This is a genomic window from bacterium, assembly GCA_036382775.1.
In the GTDB taxonomy this organism is placed as follows: Bacteria; Hydrothermota; Tepidihabitantia; order SM23-42; family JAOAFX01; genus DASVHD01.
The window spans coordinates 18,670-43,410 of the sequence record DASVHD010000016.1; the positions used below are offsets into that span (position 1 = coordinate 18,670).

The following is a 24,741-nucleotide window of genomic DNA, read 5'->3' on the forward strand; positions in this document are numbered from 1 at the left end:
GCAGCAGGCGATCCGTGACAAAACCTTTCAGGATGGGCATTACGTTCATCGTGCTGGCGCTTGGATTGTCGGCGCAGAATGTACGTCTGCCAAACCTGATTCCCTACCGGAAAGACACTTTATGGGGATACTGCGACAGCAATAAGACGCTCATTATCCAGCCGCAGTATGACCAGGCTTTCTTGTTTACGGAAGGCCGAGCCCTGGTAGTGCTCGATGGAAAATTCGGATTTATCGACACCCTCGGCAATATTGCAGTGCCGTTCATCTATGATAATGCCGGGATATTTAAGGACCGCGCAGCGAAAGTTTGCTTTCAGGGATACTGGGGATTTGTTGACCGGTACGGCAAGGAATTCCAACCGGCGATATATGATGATGTTGGTGAATTCAGCGACGGTATGGCCGCGGTCAATTACCGCGGAAAGTGGGGTGTAATAGACCGCGCCACCAGGACGATACTGCCAGTGAAATATGAAGGGGTAAGCAACTTCTACGGTGGATTTGCCCTGGTGCTGCTTGGCGATAAGTACGGTTTCGCCGACGACCAGGGTCACGAAATCAGTCCGCCTATCTATGATGATGCAGCTGGATTTTTTAGTGATGGTCTGGTCTGGGTGCGGAGCGATAAGAAATTCGGTTTTGTCGATACCGCGGGGAAAATGGTCATACCTTTAAAGTATGACGGAGCTGGGTCGTTCAGTGAAAATCTTGCGGCCGTGAAAATAAAAAACAAGTGGGGTTATATTGATGGCCACGGCCGGTTTGTTATCAAGCCAAAGTACGATCAGGCGGCGTGTTTCAGTCAGGGATTAGCGGCCGTAAGGAATAATGGTAAATACGGCTATATTAACACGAAGGGAAAGATTAAGATCCCGTTTCGGTATGATCATGCCGGCGATTTTGCATGGGGTCTTGCGGTGGCGGGAGTAGACAGCGGAGTTGGGATTATCGATAAAAAAGGAAAGGTGATTATACCACTGACCTATACGTCGGCTTATATCATGGGCGATGGGCTCTTCAGGATTGAAATGGATGGTAAGTACGGGTTGGTCAATGCGACGGGTGGAATAGTGGCATCAATAAAATATGACGATATCTTAACGACGTACCAGGGCTTAATCCCGGTGCTCTACCACGGGGAGCGGGGGTTTATCGATTGCCGGGGCCGGGAATATTTTGAAGATTGACCAGTGGGTATTTGAGTTAAGGGGGAACATATGACCAGATGTCGCATTCCTTCGAAGAGATCGCGGAGATATTGGATGTTAATGATCGCGGCCTTGTGCATTATCCCCGTGCTTTCATTTGCCGGACCGGATGAACCTTATTTGATAACGGGTCGGGTTCTTGCGGTCTCGGAAGACGGGCGCCAGGTCGTGATAAACAAGGGCGCGAATGACCGTGTCCTGAAGGATTCTTTATGCGCTTTCCGGCCTAACCGGGGGTATGATCAGGGTGATGTAGAATGGGATATCCTGCTGGCGAGCGGGGAGATCACCTTCATCGGACCGGATACGGCGGTGATCGAGCTTACCGACGTCCGCGACAGTGTCCTGGTCAATGATTGCTGCGAGCTATTTGTCCGGGTTCCGTCATTTGTCCTCGACAGCGATCTGGGAAAGATCGCGATATGGGATATTGCTTTCGTGGATTACGACAATTCGCTCCCCTTTTTCACTCTGGGCGGTATCATCAGCGATCCCCATCCAACTTACACTGACAGCATTGTCAACCGGATGGCCGAAGAGATAAGATCTCATCCTGATGCCGTTGATTACGGCGGCGACAAAGTTCAGGGCGGGATATTCAACGGCATGACCGTCCGGGAAGCCATGCTTAAAACGACCGCCGAGCATGTCAAGCTCTACCTTGAATACGTACGGTATTATCCGGGGCGTTATATAAATTTTGACTGGTATCTTACCAATACCTACCCGTGGTGGGTCTTTCTGGGCACCAAAACCGCCGAGCGTGACCGTAAATTGAAAGTCATCGGGCCCCTGCTCGACAGCGCCTATTACGCGACCCAGCGCAGTGATTTCCATGCGGCGATCGGCTACTACAAAAGGGTTCTCGGCCAGGTGCCGGACCATGCAGACGCGGTTAAATCCATGAAACTGCTCAACACGATACTCCAGGACCGCAAGATCGTCGAGAACGACCCGAGTGATGTCACCACCTGTTTCGCATTGGGCAAGGCTTATTATGACATAGACCTGTTTGACAGCGCGCTGGTCTATTTTCGCAGGGCACGCAACCTTGGTTATGACAGTCTTGATATCGATAGGAACGTCGGTTATGTGCTGGTTTCACAGCGCGCTTACAAAGACGCGCGAAAGATCTTTGAGAAGCTGAACAAAGTCATGCCCAGGGATGAGAACATCCTGAAATGGCTCAATTATTCGAACGCGCGCGAAAAACAGTCCAGATCGGCATCCACCCTGGAGTCGTACATCATGACCGGTGATATAAAGTATGCCGAGGACAATTATGATGACGCGATCTCCGAGTATAAGAAGGCACTGGCGATCCAGCCCCATTCAGACCGCGTCCAGGATCTGATCGAGAAGGCAGCAAAACGGCGGAAAGCGCAGGAGCGGCAGACCTGGGCTGCGGACTACTGGGAAAAGGGCAAATTTGAGGAGGCCAAGGGTTTCTGGCAGGAAGCATTCGGTCTGTGCGAGGAGATCGGCGATACCTCTGCCATGGAGACCGTCTTTGATGAAATGGCAGACGCGATGTACGATGGGATGTTCTACGATGACGCGATCGGCGTCTACGAGCGCATACTGGAAATAAATTCTGGATCCTACGATTCCTATATCAGCCTCAGCAACTGCTACAAGGCCAAAAAGGACTATGAAACTGCTGTTTCCTGGGCGGAAAAAGGGATCACGGTAGATCCCCAGGACGCGTGGGCATATAATATCCTTGGTTTGATCTACAAACAGACAAAAAAGTACGACCAGGCGATCGAATATTTTCTCAAGGCCAGCGAAATGGACGAGGAATACAAATATCCCAATTACAACGCCGCGCTCGTATATGTTGCGGGACAGGAATATGAAAAGGCCCGTATCTACCTTCACAAGGCCCTCGAGATCGACATCGAATACTCCGATGCCCGATACGACCTCGTCGCCCTGGAATGCCTGCTGGAAACATCACAAAAGGTTTCATCGGACCCGGATGATGCCGACACCCGTTTGAGGTACGGACGGGCGCTGTACAACCTGGAGGATTACAGCCGTGCGATCACGGAATTGAATACCGTGATCGCGAAAAGGGGAGATGATGCGGTGGCCTGGGCGTATCTGGGTTTTGCTTATAATGAATCCGGCCAGCTGGATAAAGCACGGGACTGTTTTGAACGTTCGTATAAGCTTCATCCATATCCGAACATCAAGGCATGGATATTCCACAACGAAGGTACCAGCGCCCTGGAGAATGATCCTTATGATCCGGCCGCCTACCTGAAACTGGCGGACAGCGATCTTTACTGGGAATATTTCGATGAGGCGCTGTCCGATTGCGAGCTGGCGCTGCAGATGGGTGCCGATACGCAGGTAGTGTACGAGAAGTCAGCGATCGCCCGTACCGGTCTGCAGGGGAACGAGCTGTACAGCACGGCCAGCGATTACTATGACCGCGCCGAGTATGATAAAGCGATCGAGTACGCGGACAGTGCCTGCAAGGTCTACGAGAGCATCGGGGATATATTCGGCGAAATGTGGGCGCTATTGAAACTGGGCTGGTCGCATGCCAATCTTTTCGAACACGACAGGGCGCTGGAGTACTACGACCGTGCCGGAAAGGTCGCTGAGCTGATCTTCGACCGGGCTAACAAGGGCAATTACCTATCGGCGGTCGGCGATTATCACTGGAACATGGGTGATTACAATAAAGCGCTCGAGTACAAGAAAGAAGCGCGCGATATCTTCCACCGCAACAATGATCTCACCAACGAGGCCAATGTCCTGATCAGCATAGGTTCGCTCACCGGCGGCGGCGGTGAGTTCGACCAGATGATCGAGTATTACACCAAGGCGCTCGATATCCACGTAAAGACAATGAATTACACAGGTGAGAGTTATGCCCTGGGCACCTTGGGTTGGGCGTACCAGGATGACGGCGATTTCGCCAATGCATTGGAATACCAGAAAAAAGCTCTCAAGATCGCGCAAAAATATAACGATAAATGGCGGGAGATGAGCGCCTACAGCGGTATCGGGAACATCTACGAGGACCTAGGTGACACTTTGAACGCGATCCGTTACCTCCATTATTACCTCGATGCCGCGACCGCGATCGGCAGCAGGACCGACCGCGCGAATGCCCTGAACACGATCGGCCTGGTCTATCTCGAGATCGTCAAGGATTACGAAAAGGCTTACGATTTCTTTGTCCGTTCCAGGGATCTGTCGAAGGCCACCGGTTATATCCTGGGCGAAGGGGTGGCGATCGCCAATATCGGCGTGACCTTTTCCCGGAGAAAGATGTACACTGAAGCCATGCCCTTTCACGAGCAGAGCCTCGAGATCGTCAGGAGTAAGAACGCATCCTATCAGGAAATGCAGGGGCTGAACGAGTACGGGGAGACCTACCTGGGGCTGAAGGACTATGACAAGGCTCTGGAGTGCTTCAAGCGGTCGATCGCCCTGGCGGACACGATCGGCGTAAGGCGGGAAAAATGGAAGTATGAGCTAAATGCCGGCATCGCCCACGAAGCAAGGGGTGACCTGGAAGCCGCGGTCGAGATGTACAAGGACGCGGCCGCGACCCTGACCAATATCAAGAACAAGATCAAGAGCGAGCAGTTGAAAAAGGGTTTTTCTGAACTGGACAAGCAGATCGACGTGTATAAACGGCTGGTCGACATCCTGATACGAGCCGGCAAGCCGGACGAAGCCTTGAAATACATCGAAGAGAGTAAATCAAAGATCATCAAGGATGCTTTTGGCGATATCAAACCCAAAGCTGAAGATTCCAACCTTCAAGAAACCCTTGCCAACGTCGACAAGATGGAAAAGCAGAAGGAGACGCTGGAACAAAAGTTGGTCGAGGAACGGCAAAAACCGGCGAATGAACAGGACCAGACCAAGATCCGGATCTTGAGCAGCACCCTGGCCACGACCGAAGGCGAGTTCAATCAATGGATGCTGAAACTGAAATTCCAGAACCGGAAGATGTATGATGCACTGACTATCAATCCCACGACCCTGGGCGATGTCCAGAAGGATATACCGGCAAACACGATCCTGCTCGAGTATTTTATATCGTCCGACAAGCTCTATATTTTCGGCATCGGTCGAGAACAGTTCATCGCCAAGTCGGTCGATGTCACGGAGCCGGACATCAACGCGACCGTTGATTTTTATCTAGGCCTGCTGCGCGATCCGCAGTCCGGTATGGACGAGGATCTGAAGGCCGCGTCCCACAAGCTGTACGGATACTTGATCAAGCCGATCGAGCCGGAAGTCAGCGTTTTTGAAAATATCGTGGTCGTGCCCTACGGGATCCTGTACTATCTTCCATTCCACGCGCTGCGGCGGGACGATGATCAGTACGTCATTCAGTGGAAGCGGTTGTCATACACGACATCGGCGACGTTTGCCGATCTGCTGAAACAGGAACGAGGGGAAATGAATAGCCTGCTGGCGATCGGCAATCCCGATGGCAGTCTGCCGGGCGCTGCCGATGAAGTGAAAGAGGTCAAGGATGAGGTTTTCAAACAGGACGCGATCATCTGGACGCTGTCCGAGGCGACGAAGAAAAAATTTCTGGAACAGGCAAAAAACTACAATATCGTGCACCTGGCGACGCACGGTTTTATCCAGAACAATCCTCTTGAATCATACCTGCTATTCGCCGGCGATAACTCGGAAGAACAGCGGCTGACCCTGCTGGAAGTTGCCGGTTACACTTCTTTAAGAGAAAGGACCGATCTGGTCTTTTTATCCGCCTGCCAAACGGCCATGGAAAAAGGCGCCACCAGCGGATCCGAGCTTATTTCCCTGGCCGAGGCGTTCGCGATGGCCGGACCGCCAACGCTTATCGCCACGCTCTGGCAGGTCAGCGATGTTTCAACCAGCCGGCTCGTGATATCGTTCTACACCAGGCTTAAAAGAAAAAAAGATGATAAATTAGGCGCGCTGCGGGACGCGCAGCTGGAGCTCCTGGCGACGCCGGAATATGCCCATCCATTTTACTGGGCGCCGTTCATCCTGATCGGAAACTGGAGATAAACAATGAAGAGATGCAGAGAAGCAGGGGAGAAAATAGATGGGATGAAGGGATGCAAGAACCGCGAACCGTCAATCCTAAACCGTAAACCGTGGAAAAAGAGATGTAGGGCAAGGTCATGATCCCGCGACGCGAGGCTTTAGCCTTGCAAAAAAGGAGTTAACTCGTAAGAGTTTTAAATAAAAGCCTTACGGCTTAATTCCTGGCAATGCATCGAAGGCTCCCTTAAAAGGGTAAAGGGTGATAAGAACCCGCTGGATGCATTTGATGCATCCAGCGGGGTAGGAAGGAGGGAGGAACAAAGAAGAATCAAAAGTGACCGAATTTGAAGGTCAGCGCACCACTGGGCCCGCTCATGTCCTGATCAGAAAGACCGGCGAGACTAATGCCCTGGATCAGCCGGTACGTACCGCCAAAACCGATCCGGAAGTGGTGACTGACATTCAATTCCAGGTCAGCACCGGGTTCGAACACGAAAAAGGCATCGTCATCCCAGTAATCATAGTAGGGCGTCCGGTATTGGGCGCCGCCACCGCCGATAAGGGCATTCATCGACAGATGCACTAGTTTGTGCGAACCCAGGACAAACTCAAAGAAAACGCCGCCATAACCAAAATCAAGAAGGAGGTCAGGCGACGGATAAATAGGCGGAGCCTCGATCTCATTTACCAGGCCATAACCGCCTCCGCCGATGACAAACATATGATTGAACATCAGGCCGCCCTTGCCGCCGACTAAACAGGCAAAATCATCGTTCAGTTCGCTGAACATGATAATAGGGCCGCCATAAAGACCGATTGATAAGGGACTATGAAGCAGGGTCTCATCGTCTGATTCTTTGGGAACACACTCTATAGCATTATGGATCTCGCCAATGGGGAACGGAAATGGGCACCACATTTGCCCGATCAAGAAAGCAATGCAAAGACCTGTCATTTTTCCTCCTTGTTTCCTTTTGACTTGTATGATCTCATACCATTATATTATGCAAAGACCGTGCCAGGGAAAAGTATCGTGAAACAATGACTTTGTACTTATATATGCAGCAAAATGTGGTGGTCTTGCACAAAAAAAGTGCCCAGCACTTTCTGAATGTATTTTGCCGTTATAATAAATGTTGCATATTATTGAAGCTGGACCGCTGCTACTAGTCAGACACCCCTATATTCTTTATATGTTTTGATTTTACGAACATATAGCGGACAGGCCGGTTATGGTTGGTTTTGATGCACTATCTTACGTGATTTCAAGATGTTACTAAAAATGAACTGCGAGTGAGTGATTTTTTGTGTTATTTTGGTCGGTTTTAAGCCTAAAACACCATGAAATATCGTGAGATTCAGGCGCGCTGACAAGTCTATTCCGGATTCCCCGTTTTTTTTATAATCATAGAAACATATAAGGAAACGGGACTATAGTGTACCATGTTGTCTGAAACACAACTAGCTATAACATCCTTGAGAATTGGAAAAATAAGGGAAATTAGTACTGGAAATAATTTTTTAATCCAGGCGACAATATTGTCGAACAGATGACTTGAGTGCCGTAAGAAACTTATTGCAACAAGTATCCTCTGTCAACGCAATTCGTGACTACTCCAAATGATGTCCCTCATCGACCGAATTAAAAAACATATCTAAGGCCATCTGTAATACTGTGCTTTTTTATGAGGGCACAATTCTTCAAATATTATATAATCATCTTTCTTGGTATAAAATACCCGCCAAGAAACCGATATGTAGAAATGCCATAGACCGGGACTTTCCTTGATCGGCGCATCACGCAAACCGCTGCAGGGTATCCGGTGTACTATTTTCATCATAGAATCTATCAATTTAAATCTCAAGGTTTTTGTTGTGCAGTATCTGTTTACTGATTTAATGAATCCTTCGCTAAACCCAAATTTAACGGGCTCCCTTATAGTGTGATTGTACTGCTTCATTTCCGGACTGGTCTTATAATGCAATTCCATACACAGTTTCAAATCCGGCCATTTGTCGAGCACGTTGACAGTGGCCTCATCGGTATCGTCCCATCGAATTTTCTTATGACGCTGGTACAATAAGATCTTTACATTTCTTTTCATGATGCTTTTCGGTTATTAAACATTATTACTCGGTGTTAACGCGTAACGATAAAATCAACACGAAGGAGATAATCAATCATACGCGCGGCGGGTTATTTCATCGGTCACGATCGGTTGAATCAAAGCCTCCCATTCCGGAGAATCCCAGGTTTTAAGTGCAGTATGCATAATGTAATATTTTTGAGGAATCGGGTGAGTTCCAACGACAACTTCAATTCCGTATTTATTCTTGATGAAATCGCGCAATTGGGTGATGTACGGGCACGGCGGGTAACCAACAACCATGCCCGTCGCGAAATGGATGACGCTGGCTCCGTTTTTCTTCATTTCTTCAGGCGCGTATTCAATATTGCCTCCGGGGCAACCATTGCAGGTCGCGTACCCCACGATTTCTAAATTCTGCTTCTGGTACCGGCCGAAAGCACCCTCTCTGTTTCTGGCGGCACGAAAGCATTTTCCTCCGGCGCAGGTTCGATAACGGTCACAAATTATTATGCCGATCTTCACTTTTTCTTTCATCGCAGCTCCTTGTTCATATATTGCAGATACCAATGGTCACGGTATGACCGTAATTCTCCCCGGATTTTTTTTGGTTACCCTGCCAATTACCGGCGATAAGTTCGGATACCTTTCCCAGAAAAACCCCAGTTTATCCTCAGGCAATACGACTGCCAATCCACCCGATGTTTCAGAACTGAAGATGAGCTTGCCAAGCAGAGAATTTTTATCTTTTCTCCGCACGTTATTTGAAAAAGAACCAAGGTTCATGGAAATGCCTGGTTCCTCAACTCCTTTTTTCAAAACTTCCAGAACTCCTTTGTGCACAGGTATTTGAGAAAGCCGCAGTTCAATGCCCACCCTGCTCGCCTGCGCCATCTCTACCAAATGGCCCGCCAATCCATAGCCAGTAATATCGGTGGCAGCGTGAGTTCCTGCCTGCCTCATGGCAAGCGAGGCATCACGGTTCAAAGTAGTCATTGCTTCAACAACCTGCTGTAAATCAATCCCTTGGTCTTTTTTTTCGATAACCGATTGAATGATGGTCCCGGTACCGATTGGTTTGGTGAGTACAACCACATCCCCCGGTTGGGCTCCAGTATTGGTGATTATTCTATCCGGGTGAATATAGCCAAAAACCGCGAGCCCATATCTAATCTCGTTGGCAACAAAGGTATGCCCGCCAAGGATAGTGACTCCTGCTTCTTGTGCCCTTTCTTCGCCACCAAGCAGAATTTGCCCTAATATTTCAGGATCGCCGTCCCCTGGAAAACCGATGATATTTAGACCGAGTTTTGGATCCCCGCCCATCGCGTAGATGTCAGAAATAGAATTCGCGGCCACAATCATACCATACACTTTTGGATCCGAGATAACGGGGGTGAGCATATCAACAGTAAAGACAACTGCGGAATTCTTACTTATCCGATAGACACCTGCGTCATCAGCAGTATTAATGCCAACCAGAAGATTTTTATCCTTGCTCCGGGGGAGAATGGAAAGTGCTTGCGCCAACTGCGCAGCCGACATCTTTGACGCTCAACCCGGGCAGGTAATGGTCTCGAGAATATTGAATATCTCTCGTTTATAGTCTTTTTTGCAAAAGAGCCGACAGTGGCAATAACCATCCTGCTCCACCTCATCATCCAGGGTCGGACAGGGGCATACGACATCGCATTCTCGATCTACCGGATGGTGTTGTTTGCAGGGGCAATAATATTTGCCATGCTCTTTCAGGTTATTGGTCATGAGCCCGATTATCTGTTCATCCCAATCCCGATTGGGATTTATTATAAATCCTTTCCTTTCGGCAATTTTTTTTAACCGCTGATAGTTCATTTGACAATCATTATCATGTTCAAACATTTTTTCTCCTTAAATTTTCCGTGTCGGCAATAAGTTTGGGTGTTCCAAACTGACAACAAACACAATTAAAGATAATGATTTGGTTTTTCAATTCGATCTCAGCCTTTCATCTATCGAGCGACGTATCTTTATCTGAACCTTTGCCGCTGCTGAACTTTTTCAAATCTATGGCCATTCCAAGTATTTTCTGTTTTTCATTCTCGAAGAGTTGTTTATATTCTTTCTTAACTGAGGGTGCTCTGGGTATCTTTATGCTTAAAGGATTGACGGGCACATTGTTGATATGAAGCTCAAAATGGAGATGGGGACCGGTGCTTAGACCGGTATTCCCCGAATAGGCGATCAAATCACCCATTTTGACATATTTACCTACCTTTATGCCTGGGGCAATTTTTGAAAGATGACCATACCGCGTCAAATAATTATTCGGATGCTTAATCTCAACCAGGTTGCCGTATCCCCCTTTCCAACCCGCATAGGTGATCTTTCCATCGCCGATCGAAGATACCGGAGTGCCGATCGGTGCAACATAATCAAGACCATGGTGAGGACGCCAGATACGCAGGATCGGATGAAAACGGCGGTTAGAAAAATAGGAGCTTATCCGGCTGTAACGGAGCGGCGACTTAAGCAGCGATTTCCTTAAAGATTCGCCTTTCAAGCTGTAAAAATCATCATAACCTTCAGGATCGTCGAAATAGATGCCCGCGTAATCACCGACATAACCCTGATAGCGAACATAAAATATCTTCGGATAGCTTACCGAATTCGAATCGACAATTTCTTTCTCAACTAAGATTTCAAAGCTATCCCCATTCTGGGTCTCAGTGGAAAAATCTATCTCCCGGGCAAAAATGTCGGCAAAATTGTAAACCAGTTCTGGTGTTTCGCCCATCTTCAGCATCGTCTCGTAGAGCGAAGAATTGATCTTACCCCAAATAATAACCATGTGCCGTTCGATATAGGGGGAATGCATGTAGCAGATTAATCCCTGGGAATCTTTCTCGACAATATATTTTTCTTTCGGACTCATTGTATAGCAAAATTTTGAAAACTCACCATTAATCCGCACGATATAGACCGAATCAGCGGGACGGCAGTACCGAAAGGGAAATTGGGATATTTTTAATTCATCGATAATTTGCAGGGCAAGTGAACGATCAAGGCTCGTGCGGAAGAGAGCTGCCTGAAGGTGATCATTTCTCTTGATCTGTACAAACTCAGTCGTGACAACCGGCTGATGAATTTTTCCGGTGACTTTATCTTCTTTTCTTCTGGAACAGCCTAAAATGAGAAGCGACAATAACAAAAGAAATTCAGCAAACCGAGTAAGAAGAAGGGGTCTCATCTTATGCACTTCCTATCATCAGCACAGGGTGGTTTTCCGCACCGCTCATTTTTGCCGCAGCAGGTCTTGTCTTTATTTAAGCCACCTGCCTTTGTGCTCAGCGGGACGTGGCTCTTTGAAAATATCCGGTTCAATTCCTTGCTGCCACAATATTGGCATTTAATCTCTGCATCGCCTTGTTCCATGCCGACTAGGAATTCGTTAATCGCAGCATAGAGTGCGCACCGGTATTCATAAATCGGCATCTGAATTCCCTTTATTTAACCCTTATATTGTATCTCACTAAACAATAATCTCCTCTTTTAGCACGATCTACCATAACATCAAACAAATTTTCAATTACTGGTTCAGATCTTTTCAAGAGCCTGCTGTAAATCAAATATAATATCTTGGACATTTTCAATGCCAACTGACAAGCGCACAAAACCCGGACTGATTCCGCATTTCTGTAAATCGTTTTCAGAATAGTTCGAATGGGTCATTGAGGCAGGATGCTCGATCAAAGTATCGACATCTCCGAGACTCACCGCGAGGATGCACAATTTGACTGAATTCATGAGAACCTTCCCCGCTTCTTTCCCGCCCTTCATATCAAAACCAATCATGCCGCCGAAATCACTCATCTGTTTCCTGGCGGTCCCGTGTCCGGGATGATCTGGCAAACCAGGGTAATATACTTTTTCAACCCTGGGCTGGCTTGTGAGAAACTGAACAATTCTTTTTGCGTTTTCGCAATGACGGGTCATCCGCACGGCGAGTGTTTTCAATCCTCTTAAAATCAGCCAGGCATTGAAAGGCGATGCCGTTGCACCCATTTCTTTAGCAGTCTCGGCCTGCATTCTCGCGATAAAATCCCCCTTGCCGACAACCATGCCGCCGACAATATCACCGTGCCCGCTCAAATACTTGGTTGCCGAATGGACCACGATGTCGGCCCCAAGTTCTATTGGTCGCTGGAGATATGGGGTCGCAAAAGTATTGTCCACACATACCGGGATATTACGGCTTCGGGCGATTTCAGAGCACCGTGCAATATCGATAATTTTGAGCGTAGGATTGACCGGCGTCTCAATAAATATCATTCGGGTGTTCGGTTTTATTGCTTTGTTTAATTCATCAATTTTCGTCGCATCAACAATAGTAACCTGAATGCCCAGGCGGGGCAGGATTGTGTTGAATAAAGCAAATGTGCCGCCGTAAATTGTATTGTCCGAGATGATGTAATCATTGCAGCCCGCGCAAGTTATGATCGTGGCTAAGATTGCGGCAAGACCAGAAGAGAATACCAAACCGGACTCGGCTGACTCCAACCGCGCAATTTTGCCTGCCAGAATGTCAATCGTGGGGTTGCTGATCCTTGTATAGATATATCCTTCTTCTTCATTTTTAAACAAACGCGCCCCGTGATCGGCATCGCGGAAGGCAAAAGTTGATGTCTGATAGATGGGCGGCGAGATCGCACCGGTTGATTTATCCGGGTGCTGACCACCATGAACGATATCGGTCTCAATACGCATTATCGCCTCGGGTTCGGCAAAGATGGGAAGAAAAAGGCTTCCCCTGATCAGATGCAATGGCAAGCTTGTTTAGGACATATCCTTTGTCTTCCCCCATCTCTGATGGTTTTTTGTAATCCTGCCGGTAAACTTCGTCTTCTTTATATTCTTTATACATCCTTTTTCTCCAGTTCTTCCATGCGTTTTTGCAATTCTTGCTTCTCTTTGGTCAAAGCCTCGAGTTCCGCCTTCAAATCCTCGGCCGTGGGTTCCGGCGGAATTATTCCGTGGTGCAGACTGCGTCCATGGACAAGTCTGCCGTTTCGGTCTTGATAGAATGCATGCGGGCCAGTGCTACAGCGACATGGCCCGACATATGTATATCCCGATGGGATGATCGTTTCTGGCCACCGACATCTGTTCCAGCTTCTTCCATATCCATACATTTCAGACTCCTTTCTTTTTTTCTTCTATTAACTGATGATGGTAAGAGCATTCTCGGACCATCTTTGACCCGCACTGGGGACATTTTTCTTCTCGGCATGGCACCCCTGCTTCATGCGATTGCTTAAAGCCACGTTTCGGACAGACACAAAATCCATTAGGCACTGTTACCACGGGACCCCCTAATATTGTTTTTTCTTTCAATAAACTTGCTCTCTGCTCTTGCGAGAAGTTCGCCGTTTGATGACAATTCTGCTTTCAACTTATATAAAGAATAGCCGGCAGATATAACCCAAGCTTTAATGAACAAAGATGAATCACAGGGCACCGGTTTTATGAATCGGACAACAAGTTCTGCGGTTCGGGCTTCAACATTACGGCTGAACAGGCAATATGTCATCGCGCAATCTAATAAAGAGCTGATGATTCCTCCATGCATTAGTCCTTTATACCCTTGCAGATTACGGTTCCCTTAAAAAATCGTGGTGACGTTTCCTGTTTCATCCAAATTGAATTTCAAGTGAAATGATAATTCATTGTTGGATCCACACATAATGCATTCTTTATGCGAATCGGGAATCGAAACCGGGCCGCGTTTTTCATTGCTCATAGGTGTCCCCCCATAGGCTTCCCGCTATACGAATTACGGCACCAGAACCGCAGCCGCAAGAACGGTGGTCCAAAGACCGTACTTCTCGCCGATCGCGGTCTGGCTGATGTTCATGGTTTTCACGATTTTAGTGGAAATTTTCCAGATTTCCTTTCTTTCATCATAACTGACATCCGGTTCAAACGGCACGCCCAGAGTCGTGGCAAGCATTTGCGCCGCCAGATCTTCGGCTTTATCTCCGGAATTTGTTTCGGTCTCGCCATAAGAGTGGTATTCGGAAAGATAACCGTACTGGGACCGCTCCGCGGGAACCGCGACTCCGATTGACGCGGCGATCAGCCGGTATGGTTCATTGGTGCTGCATTCGGCAATAACCGCGTAGACGATCTCGCCCGGCGAGAGATATTGAAGACCTTTGAACCGGGAAAGGATTTTTGCTCCCGGCGGCAGGATGCTCGATACGCGAACGATATTAAAAGGGGCGGTACCGGCGTCACGGAGAGCGGCCTCGAAACTGGCTAGCTTCTCCTTGTGCCGGCCGGCGCCTTTCGTCAGAAAAATTCTTTTAGGTATAATGATTACGCTCCGTTTTCATATCTATCATACACTTCTCAAATAATCTTTTTAAGGGCATCGATCAACCGGCGGTTCTGACTCTCGGTGCCGACCGTAATCCGCAGGGCATTGGGAAAACCGTATTCTTTAATCGGGCGGGTAATGATACCCCTTTTTTGCAATTCTTCAAAGACAATTTGACTGTTTTTATCGAAATCGACGAAGATGAAGTTCCCATAAGTCGGCAGATAAAAAAGTCCCAGTCTTTTGTAAACATCGAAAAGAAATTCTTTGCCTGCCTCGTTTACTTCTTGTCCTTGTTTCACATGATCAAAATCCTCAAGCGCGGCGATTCCCGCGGCCTGGGAAATTCTGTTGACATTGAAAGAAATCCTCAATTTCATCAGATTTGAAATTATTTCTCTTTTCGCAAATCCATAACCCAGTCGAGCGCCAGCCAGCCCGTAGATCTTGGAAAAGGTCCGCAGGATCAGCATATCCTTCCCGGCGCGGAAATAATTGAATGAGCTTGGATAATCCGGGTCGGATATGTACTCATAATAGGCTTCATCCATGATCACCAGCACATCTGACGGCAGTTGCCTGAAAAAATCATTAACTTCGGCCTTGGTGACCATCGTGCCGGTAGGATTATTGGGATTGTCAATATAGATCAGTTTTGTATCCTTTTTTACGGCCATAAGCATGCTTTTTAAATCATGGGTATAATGCTTCATCGGCACTTCAATTAATCGGGCACCGGCAATACTGACGGCAATCTTAAACCAGATGAATGCCCCCTCGCTCGTGATCGCGCTGTCGGCCGGATCAAGGTAGGCTAAAGCAGCGAGCAGCAGAATTTCAACCGAACCGTTGCCAATAATGGTCGCTTCCGGGTCAACCTGGAATCTCCGGGCCAAGACATTCCTTAATTTACAACAGTTGTCATCCGGGTAAAGAAAGCATTCATTTATCGCCTTTTGCATGGCTTTGATCGCCAGCGGAGATGTACCCAGCGGATTTTCATTGGAGGCGAGTTTAATCACATCTCCTTTCAGGTTCAGCTCCCGAATCACTTCCTCTATGGGCTTGCCCGGTTTGTAAGGTCTTATTCTCTTGACTAAATCTCTCGCTTCAATCATATTATTTCTCTTTATCTTTAATAGGCCTTATTCTTTCGTCTATTGAGCGGCATATCCTTTCCAGGATCTTTGCCGCTTCGGCATCCGGATACATTTCGACAAATGGTCTACCATTATCAGTGGTCTCGACGATCCGCGGGTCTAAAGGGACTTGTCCTAAAAATGGCACACCCATTTCCCTGGCGGCTTTCTCGCCCCCGCCGGACTTAAAGAGATCGATTTTGGTGCCACAGTTAGGACAGCTCAAACCGCTCATGTTTTCCAACATGCCAAGGACTGGAACGGAAAGCTGCTGGAGAAACCGGACGCATTTGCGTGAATCAAGCAGGGCAATATCCTGAGGTGTGGTAACGATGATCGCGCCGGTCAGCTTATTTATCATCTGGCATATGGAAAGCGGCTCATCACCCGTGCCCGGGGGCGAATCAATGATCAAATAGTCAAGTTTACCCCAGTTTACTTCGGCAAGGAACTGCCTCAAAACGCCCATTTTCATCGGTCCCCGCCAGATTACCGGCATATCGGTATTCTGAAGCAGGGAAGCCATGGAAAAGGCAACAAGATTAGGATTAATTTGAAACGGAACCATTCCCTCAGTATCCATCTGCAGCTCTTTGCCTTCAAAACCGAGCATTTTTGCGACCGAAGGGCCATGGATATCCGCATCAAGCAACCCCACTTTTGCTCCCCGGCGGCTCAGACAAGCCGCTATATTGATAGCCACAAAACTTTTGCCGACCCCGCCCTTGTTGGATAAAACCAGTATCTTCGCCAAGATTTGCGCCATATTCTTGGCTAACATCGCTTCCAGGCGTTTCAGGTCATTTTCTTTATCACTACTCATCTTCTGCACTTCCCATCACCAGAACAGGGCGGCTTTTCGCAGCGATCATCCCGACCGCAACAAGTCTTACCTTGTTGTGATCCGATCGCACGTCCGCCCACGGCAACATTACTTTTAGAAAGTATCCTATTCAATTCTTTACTGCCACAATACTGGCATTTAATTGCTATGTCACCCTGTCCTATGCCAATAAGAAATTCGTTTATCGCATTACAGTGTTTGCATTGGTATTCATAAATAGGCATATGGACTTTGCGTTATCGCGCTGGTCTCATATATATCTCCTTGGCTCAAGCCTTCATTAGATGAACAATTAATAGGGGACCAAGGGACCTTACTTTACCTCCGGCTCGTTGTGAGAGCAACCGAGTTCCGGTCGGTTCACCAGATTGCCGTTCAGGAAGAGTTTCAGCGCATTTTCAACGTCTTCTATCTCTGTAATAAATGCTTCGATCTTTGCGTTGCTGAGATCGTCATAGATCCGTCTACCCATACCGTGCGATATGACAACCCCGCAATCGCTAAGGGCCTCAAGAATGGGGGCGTGGCGGTCAAAGCTATGGTTTGAGCCTTCGAGACCCCGGGCATGACCCGTAAAAGTATTGTCGCGATACTCCTGTTTCTTGATCTCCATGCCTTCGATCTCAAAAATCACAAAACCTCGGGTTCGACCGAAATGTGAAGAAATAGTTTTCCCGTCATCAGATGCAATGGCAATCTTCATAAATTCAATCTCCTTTCTTTTTTTTCTCAACTAACTGGTGATGGTAAGAACCTTCTCTTATCATTCTTACTCCGCATTTTGGACATTTTTCTTCCCGGCACGGCATTCCTGGTTTATGCGGTATCTTTTCGCCGCACTTTGGACATAAACAGAATCCGCATGAACCCATACCTGTTTTTAACATGGCATTCATTTGTATATTACCTCCTTCAATCCTTAATGCCTTGCCTTTGACCAAGGCAGCAGCCACCTTTCTGTGCGCCGACTCAATGATTCTGCCGAAAGTCTGACGCGACACCTTCATTTTTTCTGCCGCCTGTTCCTGGTAAAGACCCTCAAGGTCGGCAAGCCTCACAGCCTCGAATTCATCCAAAGTCAATATTTCGACTTCAAGCATGACCAGGGGTACACCACGGGGTTTAAAATAACAGCACCTGGGTTCAGACCCGATTTGTCGGCAGCATTGCGGTCTCGCCATCTATTCGATACTCCTTACCATAGCCTATATATTATAGGCATATGCTCATAATTGTCAAGGGAGTAAATTATATCAGCAATAAACATCAACCATTGATTCCGTACACTTCTTGGTTAAAATACCGCTATGGACCAAAAAAAATTTATTGAACCAAAAGACCTTGATAAAAAACAACTGCTGGAATTACTGGAAGATGCCGCGAGAAACTGGCTTGCCCACGACGGACTGTGGTTTCAAGCGGTTGAAAAAAAATGCGGTTTGGAGACGGCGATCGAACTTGATGGCAATGCCTGGAAAGAGTTCACTCAGATCGAAGCCCGGAGAATCATGAAACGCCTGAACATCAAACCCGGCGGCGGAATCCCGGCATTGCATCAGGCATTAAAATTTCGACTTTATGCGTTTGTAAATGTACAAGCAATAACTGAAGTTTCAGATAACCGATGCCTTTTCCGCATGATGAATTGTCGCGTACAAGAAGCGCGCAGAAGGAAAAACCTGCCTGACTTTCCATGTAAACCCGTAGGCATGATTGAATATTGCCATTTTGCAAAAACTATTGACCCGCGCATAGAAACACGCTGTATCGCGTGCCCGCCGGATCCCCATCCGGGAGAATTCTATTGCTGCTGGGAATTTACTGCAGTTAAATAATTTTAAAGATCAAATTTAGGATTCCACCAACCAGGAAACCGGAGCCGAGCAGGATCAACAGTATTCTTAACGCATCACGCCACCCAAGTTCCCTCGCCATGGTGAAGAAGGTCGCGCAACAAGGAAGGTAGAGCACCAAAAAAATGCAGGCGATAACGAGCTGTTCAGGCCCGAGGTTATAAGGCGCCAACAATGCGATGGAGACATCTTTGCGCAAAAAACCGGATATCATAACCAGCGCCGTCTGCGGCGGCAGTCCGAGGATGTACTCAAGTGGCGCGCCCAATATCACCGATAACGCATTGATCACCTTGAGCTGTTCTAAGATTCCAATGAAAAAGACACCCAGTATGATCAGCGGTATCGCTTCGATGAAAAATGTACTCAACCGCAGCCAGACCTTCCTGAAAAGAATCGAAAGTCTCGGAATACGATAAGGCGGGATTTCGACGAACAGCTCGGGCGTCTCGCCCCTGAGCAGCTTATTCAGGAAAAAGCCCGTTAGGGCCGCGATGACGATGAGGATACCAAAGATTAATGCCACGTATCCGGCGCCATGGGGCATGACCAGGCTTACGATCATAGCGGTCTGGGGCATGCAGGGCGCACTCATCATAATCAGAGCGACGGCTATCACCTTCTCCCGTCTGGTTTCCAGGATCCTCGTGGCGAGCATCGCCGGGACTTTGCATCCAAGACCTAATATGATGGGGATAGCGGAATAACCGTGCAGTCCCAGCCGATGAAAAATGCTGTCCAGAAGGACGGCCAACCGGGGGAGATAGCCCCAATCCTCCAGGAAACTCAATACTAAATAGAAGCCGAAAAGATAGGGAAGCACAACAACCAGCGGAATATAGAGAGCGGTTGTCAAAAGCCCGAATGATTCCAGAACATTCGGAGTTGTTCCCAGAAGCAGGGCACGGATAAACGGCACCGGTATCAAACTCACAATCCTTGCGATAAAAGGTAAATAAAGGTTGTTGAACAAGGGATCGAGCAGAATGTTGATCAGTCCTTCACCGATAAGCCTGATAACATAAAATGTAGCCGCGAGGATAACGAGGGCAATCATGATCCCGGTCACCGGTTTTATGGTCAGGTCGCCCAACATCTCCCAGAACGTGTGATGCCGGTGCCTCACGGTCTGGACCTGCTCTATGATTTTCCCAACCTCGTGCCATTTTTCGGCATCTTCGTATTCATAAATACTTTTTTTAGCTTCGTTCAGCCTCCCGATCAATTCCTTTATTCTTTCACCCGTAACCGCGACCGTGGGTACGACCGGAATGCCGAGGATCGCCTCGAGCTTACCGATATTAATAGTGATACCAGTGTGTTTTGTTTCATCCCAGAGGTTAAGCACAACGATCAACAGGATATCTTTTTTCAGGAGCTGGAGCGTCAAGTTCAGATTTCTCTCCAGATTCGTGGCATCCAAAACATTTACCACAACAACGCCCTTGTCGCCGACCGCATCGTTAAGCAGCTCCAGCGCGACCTTTTCGGCCGGATTGGTCGGCTCCAGGCTGTATGTTCCCGGCACATCAACCACATCAACCTTCTGGTCGCCGACCTTCATGCTGCCCGACACGAATTCTACCGTGGTTCCCGGATAATTCGACGATATGACCCCGACGCCGGTAAGCCTTGAAAAAACGACACTCTTACCCACGTTGGGATTACCCATTAGCAAGATCTTTTTCATGTCATTAATTTATTATTGCTATTGGCTACGATCATTGTCTGCAGGTTTGACAATAATCCGGCGGGCTATGCCAAAACCTATCGCAACCTGGGCTTTGCCAACGCCTACGATCACCGGTCCGTGCATAATCTGCGTACTCACTTTGGTTATTTCTACTCCGGGACGGATCTCCAGTGCCTCCAGTTTCATGGCCATTCCCCTGCCGCCCTGGATTTCAATAACTTTTCCCTTTTGGCCCGGTTGCATTACTGTTAAATCGATCTTGTTCATTTACCTCTCCTTTGAAGAGCACTTCTTACAAAGCCCGTACAATTCCAATTTATGCGATTCTACTTTAAACCCATGCTTCGCCGCAACCTGTTTTTGCAATTTTTCTATCTCATCTTGAGAAAATTCTATTATTTGCCCGCACCTCAAACAGATCAGGTGGTCGTGATGCTCGGCTTTGTGTCTGGGTTCAAATCTTGTCTCTTTGCCTTTAAATTGGCAGATATGCGCCAAACCCATATTGGCAAGTAATTTCAACGCGCGATAAACAGTCGCATAGCTGATCTGGGGATTGATTTTTTTGATTTCGTTATAGAGTTCCTCGGCCGTAAAATGCCGGTCCTCCTTAAGAAAATAATTAACGATGGATGTTCTTTTTTTAGAAGCTTTCAGCTTTTGTTCTTTTTTATATTTCTGGTACTCGTCCAGTCCATTTTGCTTTTTGATTTTGATTTGCATTTTCATTATTATATTATACTTAAAGAGCCGCAAATGTCAAGAACCATTGTTACCGGCTGTCAATCTCTCCGCAATCGGCGCGTTCCGATTTATGCTCATTATGCGAGACCGCGAAGTAATTTTTCTCCATCCGGATTGACTAATATGAATAAAACCCTATAATATTCCTGAGACACGATGAGATCAATGAGGCAAGAAATAAGGCAAAAAACAATATTAGTCCCGAATAAGATAATTGATCATACGGTTGTATGCACATTGTGTTTCCTCGCATGGTGGGTGCTCAACGCAGCCTGCAAAAAATCCGAGCGGGCACCTGCTTCGGATAAGCGGTACGAAGTTCCATTCAAGAAAGAAGGCCGGCTCGCGTTTATCAAAAAGGACACAAACGATACATTGATCGTGATCGATATTGAAATCGCCGATAACGAGGAAGAAAGAACCCGGGGACTCATGTGGCGCTATTCAATGCCAGACGGCGATGGCATGCTATTTGTTTTCGGAGAGGAAAGTCCGTTGTCGTTCTGGATGAAGAACACGTATATACCTCTAGATATTGTGTTTGTCAATAAGAGATATGAAATCATCACAATTCGGCAGAACACAACTCCTTTGGATGAAATGCCGATACCGTCGGATAAACCAGCCCAGTACGTGGTCGAAGTAAATGCCTGGTTTTGCGCCCGCCGCCGGATTAAAACCGGCGATGGGATCGGGTATGTTAAAGTCAAATAAAAACGTCAGTGCTTTTTTACCCGAAAAAACAGTTTGCAGTAACAATGGCCGTCCTTTTTTACCTCTTCATCGAGCGCGGGGCACGGGCAGAGGACGTCATTAACCTCATCCAGTGGATCACTCTGCTTGCAGGGACAGAAGTATTTCCCATGCTCCTGATAATTCATGGTCATTAGTCCCACAACTTTTTTAACCCGCTCATTATTCTGGTTCAGCCTGTATCCTTTGCTATTAGCAATACCTTCGATTCTTTTTAGATTTTCATCGTATTCTGTCATGCCGACAACGTCATCCCACTCATTAGCCATGTTGCCTCCCTTTTTTTAGTTTTAGAAAATCAGGAACTAAACAGGAATTTTTGGAATGTATTAAATGTAAATTGCGTAGATTGAATAACTGGTGATGATTTTCTAAAGAGACCCGACCGGGTCGAAAAACCCGGAGAGTCATTTGTTATTTCCCCAAAAGGTAATGAGTTCTCTCATATTCAAGGCAATCATATGCGAATAATTTTTAATGTCAACATGGCAACTTGTTTTTTGCATGGTGCACCATGTGTCAATACATATTCCATTTCAATTTTGTTTCAAGGATTTTGTTCTCTTTTATTTTTTCTTCACGCTGTTCAGAGTCGCATTCTAAAAGCAATGTTTTGAGCACTTCGGCATGCGCCTTTGCGTCTCTCGCCAGGTCAAGGAGAATCTTCCTAATGTGCTCGTTCGTGGTGAGCGTTGACAATTGTTCATAGAGATTTATCGCATCCGACTCCGCATTAGTACCAGCCCTGATGATTTCTTTGTCTAATTCCTCTTTGTGCAATTTATCCCATTTTGAAGGAATTTGGAATGGCATTTTTACCTCCTTCTCAAACATTTCGTCCTTAATATGTTCAAAAGACACCCAGAGCTTTTTTAACAAAATCAATCATAAATCATATCGGACAGATTGATGTAATTAGATGGATTTACTCTGATGCCTGAGACGTGTACTTCATAATGCAAGTGCGAACAGGTTGCACGGCCTGTTGAGCCGACAGTGGCAATTATCTGTCCCCGCTTTATTATATCACCTAATTTCACCAAAATACTTTGACAATGAGCATAGCGGGTTACATATCCATAACCATGGTCAATTTCAACCGACAATCCAAAACCCTGATTCCATCCCGTAAAGATAACTATGCCATCAGCTGTTGCATAAATTTGTGTTCCGGTCGGAGCACCGATATCAACGCCCCAATGCATGCGGATTTCTTTGGTGAACGGATCAACCCGGTAACCAAAGGGCGAGCCAAGAATACGCCCAGGTAAAGGATTTACTGAAGGCATATGTGCATAGCAATTCAGGTTGTCATCGATTTTGCGTTTTATTTCACCAAGACTCTTTCCTCTGAGATTGCATTGACCACATAGGATATTAAGAGCATCGTGGATATCATCCAACATTTTTTGCGTCTGACTCGACAAATTTTTATCTGAGAAATCACTGGTGCTGCCGCCTATTCCCATAGACCACACATCGGGGTGTATATTGGCCATTTCCAGATAGGTGCGCTCGCGATAATCTCTGGCAATTTGTGTTTCCAGTTGCTGATTTGCAGCTTGAACTAAGTGAGATAGTGAATCCGATTTCGCCAACAAGAATAAGTGTTCATCTTCAAGTCTGGCAAGGTTTGTCTTGGCAGCCGTAGTACATGCGCGATAACAAAATAAGGCTATCGTAAAGGTAGTGAGAATCAAAAAGAGTGTAGCAATAAAATATGGTAGTATCCATGGCAGAGAAAGGCGGCGTGTCCAATTCCTCTTTCTGGATATCAACACTAAGTTGATTTTTTCCATTATCCCTTTTATATTTTATCCAGCGCCTGTTTCAAATCATCAATCAAGTCGTTTATGTTCTCAAGTCCAACTGACAACCTGACGAAACCTGGTTTGATACCGATTCTCATTAACTCTTCTTCAGTGTATGCCACGTGTGTCATTGAAGCCGGGTGTTCGATCAATGTATCAATATCACCGAGACTAACAGCAAGGATGCACAGTCTGACCGAATTCATTAATTTTTTACCTGCTTCAATGCCATTCTTAAGATCAAAACCGATCATACCTCCGAAGTTTGTCATCTGTTTCTTAGCCATTTCATAGCCGGGGTGCCCGGGCAGACCGGGATAATAAACTCTTTCAACTTTAGGGTGAGCCGCGAGGAAATCGGCAATTTCCATCGCATTTAAACAGTGCCTGTCCATTCTCACGGCAAGCGTCTTCAATCCACGTAAAACCAGCCAAGCGTTGAAAGGCGACATTGTTGCGCCGGTATGTTTTGCGAATTCTGACTGCATCCTTACAATGAAGTCGTTTTTACCGACAACTGCGCCGCCGATTATATCACCATGTCCGCCAAAATACTTCGTTGCCGAGTGAACAACTACGTCAGCACCGAATTGTATGGGCCTTTGCAGATATGGCGTTGCAAAGGTATTATCTACACACAAGTATATTTGGTGTTTTTTTGCAATTTCTGCACATCGTTCAATGTCAATAATTTTCAATGTTGGATTTGCCGGGGTCTCAAAGAAAATCAGCCTGGTATTGGGTTTTATTGATCTTTCTATCTCCCCATTTTGCGCTGCATCAATAAAAGTTGTATGAATGCCCAACCGCGGCAGGACAATCTTGAATTGAGCGTATGTTCCACCGTAAATTGTATTGTCACAAATGATATGCTCATTACTTTTAACACAGGTTATTATCGTCGCGAAAATAGCGGCGAGGCCCGAAGCAAATATAAGTCCGGCTTCGGCTGATTCCAGAAGGGCAATCTGCCGAGCAAGAAGGTCGGTGGTCGGATTTCGAAGCCGGGTGTAGATATATCCCGCTTCTTCATTTTGGAAAAGATCAGCGCCGTGCTCGGCACTCTTGAAAGCAAAAGTTGATGTTTGATATATAGGCGGTGAAATGGCGCCCGTAATTTTGTCGGGATGCTGTTCCCCGTGAACGATTATCGTTTCAACCCGCATAGAACCTCCTCAACCATTGAAATGTGCTTGGATCCAGTGCCCTTAAAACGCTGGTTGCCCGTGCAC

Annotated in this window: 22 protein-coding genes; 4 read left to right on the forward strand and 18 right to left on the reverse strand. The window is 47.0% G+C overall.

What is annotated here, in order from left to right:
- Positions 1 to 14: 14 nt before the first annotated feature.
- A complete protein-coding gene (locus VF399_02765; protein ID HEX7319264.1) occupies positions 15 to 1,190 on the forward strand; it encodes a WG repeat-containing protein in 1,176 nt (391 codons plus the stop codon).
- A 75-nt stretch (positions 1,191 to 1,265) separates the two neighbouring features.
- Positions 1,266 to 6,248, forward strand: a complete 4,983-nt coding sequence (locus VF399_02770; GenBank protein ID HEX7319265.1) for a tetratricopeptide repeat protein — start codon at positions 1,266 to 1,268, stop codon at positions 6,246 to 6,248.
- A gap of 307 nt (positions 6,249 to 6,555) precedes the next feature.
- Here VF399_02770 and VF399_02775 read toward each other — a convergent pair whose 3' ends face one another.
- The 11 genes from VF399_02775 to VF399_02825 form a co-directional block, all read right to left on the reverse strand.
- Positions 6,556 to 7,182, reverse strand: coding sequence for a hypothetical protein (locus tag VF399_02775; GenBank protein ID HEX7319266.1), 627 nt, complete (start codon positions 7,180 to 7,182; stop codon positions 6,556 to 6,558).
- Between the two features lie 1,222 nt (positions 7,183 to 8,404).
- Positions 8,405 to 8,851 (reverse strand): CGGC domain-containing protein, encoded by a 447-nt coding sequence (locus VF399_02780; GenBank protein HEX7319267.1) that lies wholly within the window; start codon positions 8,849 to 8,851, stop codon positions 8,405 to 8,407.
- 36 nt (positions 8,852 to 8,887) lie between these two features.
- Positions 8,888 to 9,859, reverse strand: a complete 972-nt coding sequence (gene selD, locus VF399_02785; protein HEX7319268.1) for a selenide, water dikinase SelD — start codon at positions 9,857 to 9,859, stop codon at positions 8,888 to 8,890.
- Positions 9,860 to 9,868: 9 nt separating this feature from the next.
- The gene (locus tag VF399_02790; protein HEX7319269.1) at positions 9,869 to 10,195 is read right to left on the reverse strand and encodes a ferredoxin-thioredoxin reductase catalytic domain-containing protein; all 327 of its coding nucleotides are present in this window, start codon (positions 10,193 to 10,195) and stop codon (positions 9,869 to 9,871) included.
- A gap of 106 nt (positions 10,196 to 10,301) precedes the next feature.
- On the reverse strand, positions 10,302 to 11,543 hold the full coding sequence (locus VF399_02795; GenBank protein ID HEX7319270.1) for a peptidoglycan DD-metalloendopeptidase family protein: 1,242 nt from the start codon (positions 11,541 to 11,543) through the stop codon (positions 10,302 to 10,304).
- 347 nt (positions 11,544 to 11,890) lie between these two features.
- Positions 11,891 to 13,123, reverse strand: a complete 1,233-nt coding sequence (locus VF399_02800; protein HEX7319271.1) for an aminotransferase class I/II-fold pyridoxal phosphate-dependent enzyme — start codon at positions 13,121 to 13,123, stop codon at positions 11,891 to 11,893.
- A gap of 1,003 nt (positions 13,124 to 14,126) precedes the next feature.
- A complete protein-coding gene (locus tag VF399_02805; protein HEX7319272.1) occupies positions 14,127 to 14,669 on the reverse strand; it encodes an arginine decarboxylase, pyruvoyl-dependent in 543 nt (180 codons plus the stop codon).
- 35 nt (positions 14,670 to 14,704) lie between these two features.
- Positions 14,705 to 15,790, reverse strand: a complete 1,086-nt coding sequence (gene hisC, locus VF399_02810; GenBank protein ID HEX7319273.1) for a histidinol-phosphate transaminase — start codon at positions 15,788 to 15,790, stop codon at positions 14,705 to 14,707.
- A gap of 1 nt (position 15,791) precedes the next feature.
- Entirely contained in the window at positions 15,792 to 16,634 is an 843-nt protein-coding gene (locus tag VF399_02815; protein HEX7319274.1) for an Mrp/NBP35 family ATP-binding protein, read from the reverse strand.
- A 334-nt stretch (positions 16,635 to 16,968) separates the two neighbouring features.
- Entirely contained in the window at positions 16,969 to 17,358 is a 390-nt protein-coding gene (locus tag VF399_02820; protein ID HEX7319275.1) for a NifB/NifX family molybdenum-iron cluster-binding protein, read from the reverse strand.
- Between the two features lie 4 nt (positions 17,359 to 17,362).
- Entirely contained in the window at positions 17,363 to 17,836 is a 474-nt protein-coding gene (locus tag VF399_02825) for a DUF134 domain-containing protein (protein HEX7319276.1), read from the reverse strand.
- A gap of 126 nt (positions 17,837 to 17,962) precedes the next feature.
- Between VF399_02825 and VF399_02830 the strand changes: the two genes are divergently transcribed.
- Positions 17,963 to 18,490: a DUF6125 family protein gene (locus tag VF399_02830; protein ID HEX7319277.1), complete on the forward strand. Its 528-nt coding sequence runs from the start codon at positions 17,963 to 17,965 to the stop codon at positions 18,488 to 18,490.
- On the opposite strand, the gene VF399_02835 is transcribed toward VF399_02830, so the two are convergent.
- Genes VF399_02835 through VF399_02845 form a run of 3 tightly spaced genes read right to left on the reverse strand, consistent with a single transcriptional unit; the run spans position 18,483 to position 20,924 of the window.
- On the reverse strand, positions 18,483 to 20,198 hold the full coding sequence (locus VF399_02835) for a ferrous iron transporter B (protein HEX7319278.1): 1,716 nt from the start codon (positions 20,196 to 20,198) through the stop codon (positions 18,483 to 18,485). The genes VF399_02830 and VF399_02835 overlap by 8 nt on opposite strands.
- 18 nt (positions 20,199 to 20,216) lie before the next feature.
- On the reverse strand, positions 20,217 to 20,468 hold the full coding sequence (locus tag VF399_02840; protein HEX7319279.1) for a FeoA family protein: 252 nt from the start codon (positions 20,466 to 20,468) through the stop codon (positions 20,217 to 20,219).
- A complete protein-coding gene (locus VF399_02845; GenBank protein HEX7319280.1) occupies positions 20,469 to 20,924 on the reverse strand; it encodes a transcriptional repressor in 456 nt (151 codons plus the stop codon).
- A gap of 258 nt (positions 20,925 to 21,182) precedes the next feature.
- Here VF399_02845 and VF399_02850 point away from each other — a divergent pair, with 258 nt between their 5' ends.
- Complete coding sequence (locus VF399_02850; GenBank protein HEX7319281.1) at positions 21,183 to 21,659, forward strand: DUF192 domain-containing protein; 477 nt, start codon at positions 21,183 to 21,185, stop codon at positions 21,657 to 21,659.
- Positions 21,660 to 21,664: 5 nt separating this feature from the next.
- On the opposite strand, the gene VF399_02855 is transcribed toward VF399_02850, so the two are convergent.
- From VF399_02855 to VF399_02870, 4 genes are all read right to left on the reverse strand, one after another.
- The gene (locus tag VF399_02855; GenBank protein ID HEX7319282.1) at positions 21,665 to 21,967 is read right to left on the reverse strand and encodes a ferredoxin-thioredoxin reductase catalytic domain-containing protein; all 303 of its coding nucleotides are present in this window, start codon (positions 21,965 to 21,967) and stop codon (positions 21,665 to 21,667) included.
- A gap of 250 nt (positions 21,968 to 22,217) precedes the next feature.
- Positions 22,218 to 22,577, reverse strand: coding sequence for a ferritin family protein (locus VF399_02860; GenBank protein ID HEX7319283.1), 360 nt, complete (start codon positions 22,575 to 22,577; stop codon positions 22,218 to 22,220).
- A 2-nt stretch (positions 22,578 to 22,579) separates the two neighbouring features.
- Positions 22,580 to 23,497 (reverse strand): M23 family metallopeptidase, encoded by a 918-nt coding sequence (locus VF399_02865; protein ID HEX7319284.1) that lies wholly within the window; start codon positions 23,495 to 23,497, stop codon positions 22,580 to 22,582.
- An 8-nt stretch (positions 23,498 to 23,505) separates the two neighbouring features.
- A complete protein-coding gene (locus VF399_02870; GenBank protein ID HEX7319285.1) occupies positions 23,506 to 24,675 on the reverse strand; it encodes an aminotransferase class I/II-fold pyridoxal phosphate-dependent enzyme in 1,170 nt (389 codons plus the stop codon).
- Positions 24,676 to 24,741 lie beyond the last annotated feature (66 nt).

Excerpts from the sequence above, each read along its gene's own strand:
- VF399_02770 (HEX7319265.1), top strand. The coding sequence starts at position 1,266 with ATGTTAATGATCGCGGCCTTGTGCATTATCCCCGTGCTTTCATTTGCC.
- VF399_02775 (HEX7319266.1), bottom strand. The coding sequence starts at position 7,182 with ATGACAGGTCTTTGCATTGCTTTCTTGATCGGGCAAATGTGGTGCCCA.
- VF399_02780 (HEX7319267.1), bottom strand. The coding sequence starts at position 8,851 with ATGAAAGAAAAAGTGAAGATCGGCATAATAATTTGTGACCGTTATCGA.
- selD (HEX7319268.1), bottom strand. The coding sequence starts at position 9,859 with ATGTCGGCTGCGCAGTTGGCGCAAGCACTTTCCATTCTCCCCCGGAGC.
- VF399_02790 (HEX7319269.1), bottom strand. The coding sequence starts at position 10,195 with ATGTTTGAACATGATAATGATTGTCAAATGAACTATCAGCGGTTAAAA.
- VF399_02795 (HEX7319270.1), bottom strand. The coding sequence starts at position 11,543 with ATGAGACCCCTTCTTCTTACTCGGTTTGCTGAATTTCTTTTGTTATTG.
- hisC (HEX7319273.1), bottom strand. The coding sequence starts at position 15,790 with ATGATTGAAGCGAGAGATTTAGTCAAGAGAATAAGACCTTACAAACCG.
- VF399_02815 (HEX7319274.1), bottom strand. The coding sequence starts at position 16,634 with ATGAGTAGTGATAAAGAAAATGACCTGAAACGCCTGGAAGCGATGTTA.
- VF399_02820 (HEX7319275.1), bottom strand. The coding sequence starts at position 17,358 with ATGAAGATTGCCATTGCATCTGATGACGGGAAAACTATTTCTTCACAT.
- VF399_02825 (HEX7319276.1), bottom strand. The coding sequence starts at position 17,836 with ATGGCGAGACCGCAATGCTGCCGACAAATCGGGTCTGAACCCAGGTGC.
- VF399_02830 (HEX7319277.1), top strand. The coding sequence starts at position 17,963 with ATGGACCAAAAAAAATTTATTGAACCAAAAGACCTTGATAAAAAACAA.
- VF399_02835 (HEX7319278.1), bottom strand. The coding sequence starts at position 20,198 with ATGAAAAAGATCTTGCTAATGGGTAATCCCAACGTGGGTAAGAGTGTC.
- VF399_02840 (HEX7319279.1), bottom strand. The coding sequence starts at position 20,468 with ATGAACAAGATCGATTTAACAGTAATGCAACCGGGCCAAAAGGGAAAA.
- VF399_02845 (HEX7319280.1), bottom strand. The coding sequence starts at position 20,924 with ATGCAAATCAAAATCAAAAAGCAAAATGGACTGGACGAGTACCAGAAA.
- VF399_02855 (HEX7319282.1), bottom strand. The coding sequence starts at position 21,967 with ATGGCTAATGAGTGGGATGACGTTGTCGGCATGACAGAATACGATGAA.
- VF399_02865 (HEX7319284.1), bottom strand. The coding sequence starts at position 23,497 with ATGGAAAAAATCAACTTAGTGTTGATATCCAGAAAGAGGAATTGGACA.
- VF399_02870 (HEX7319285.1), bottom strand. The coding sequence starts at position 24,675 with ATGCGGGTTGAAACGATAATCGTTCACGGGGAACAGCATCCCGACAAA.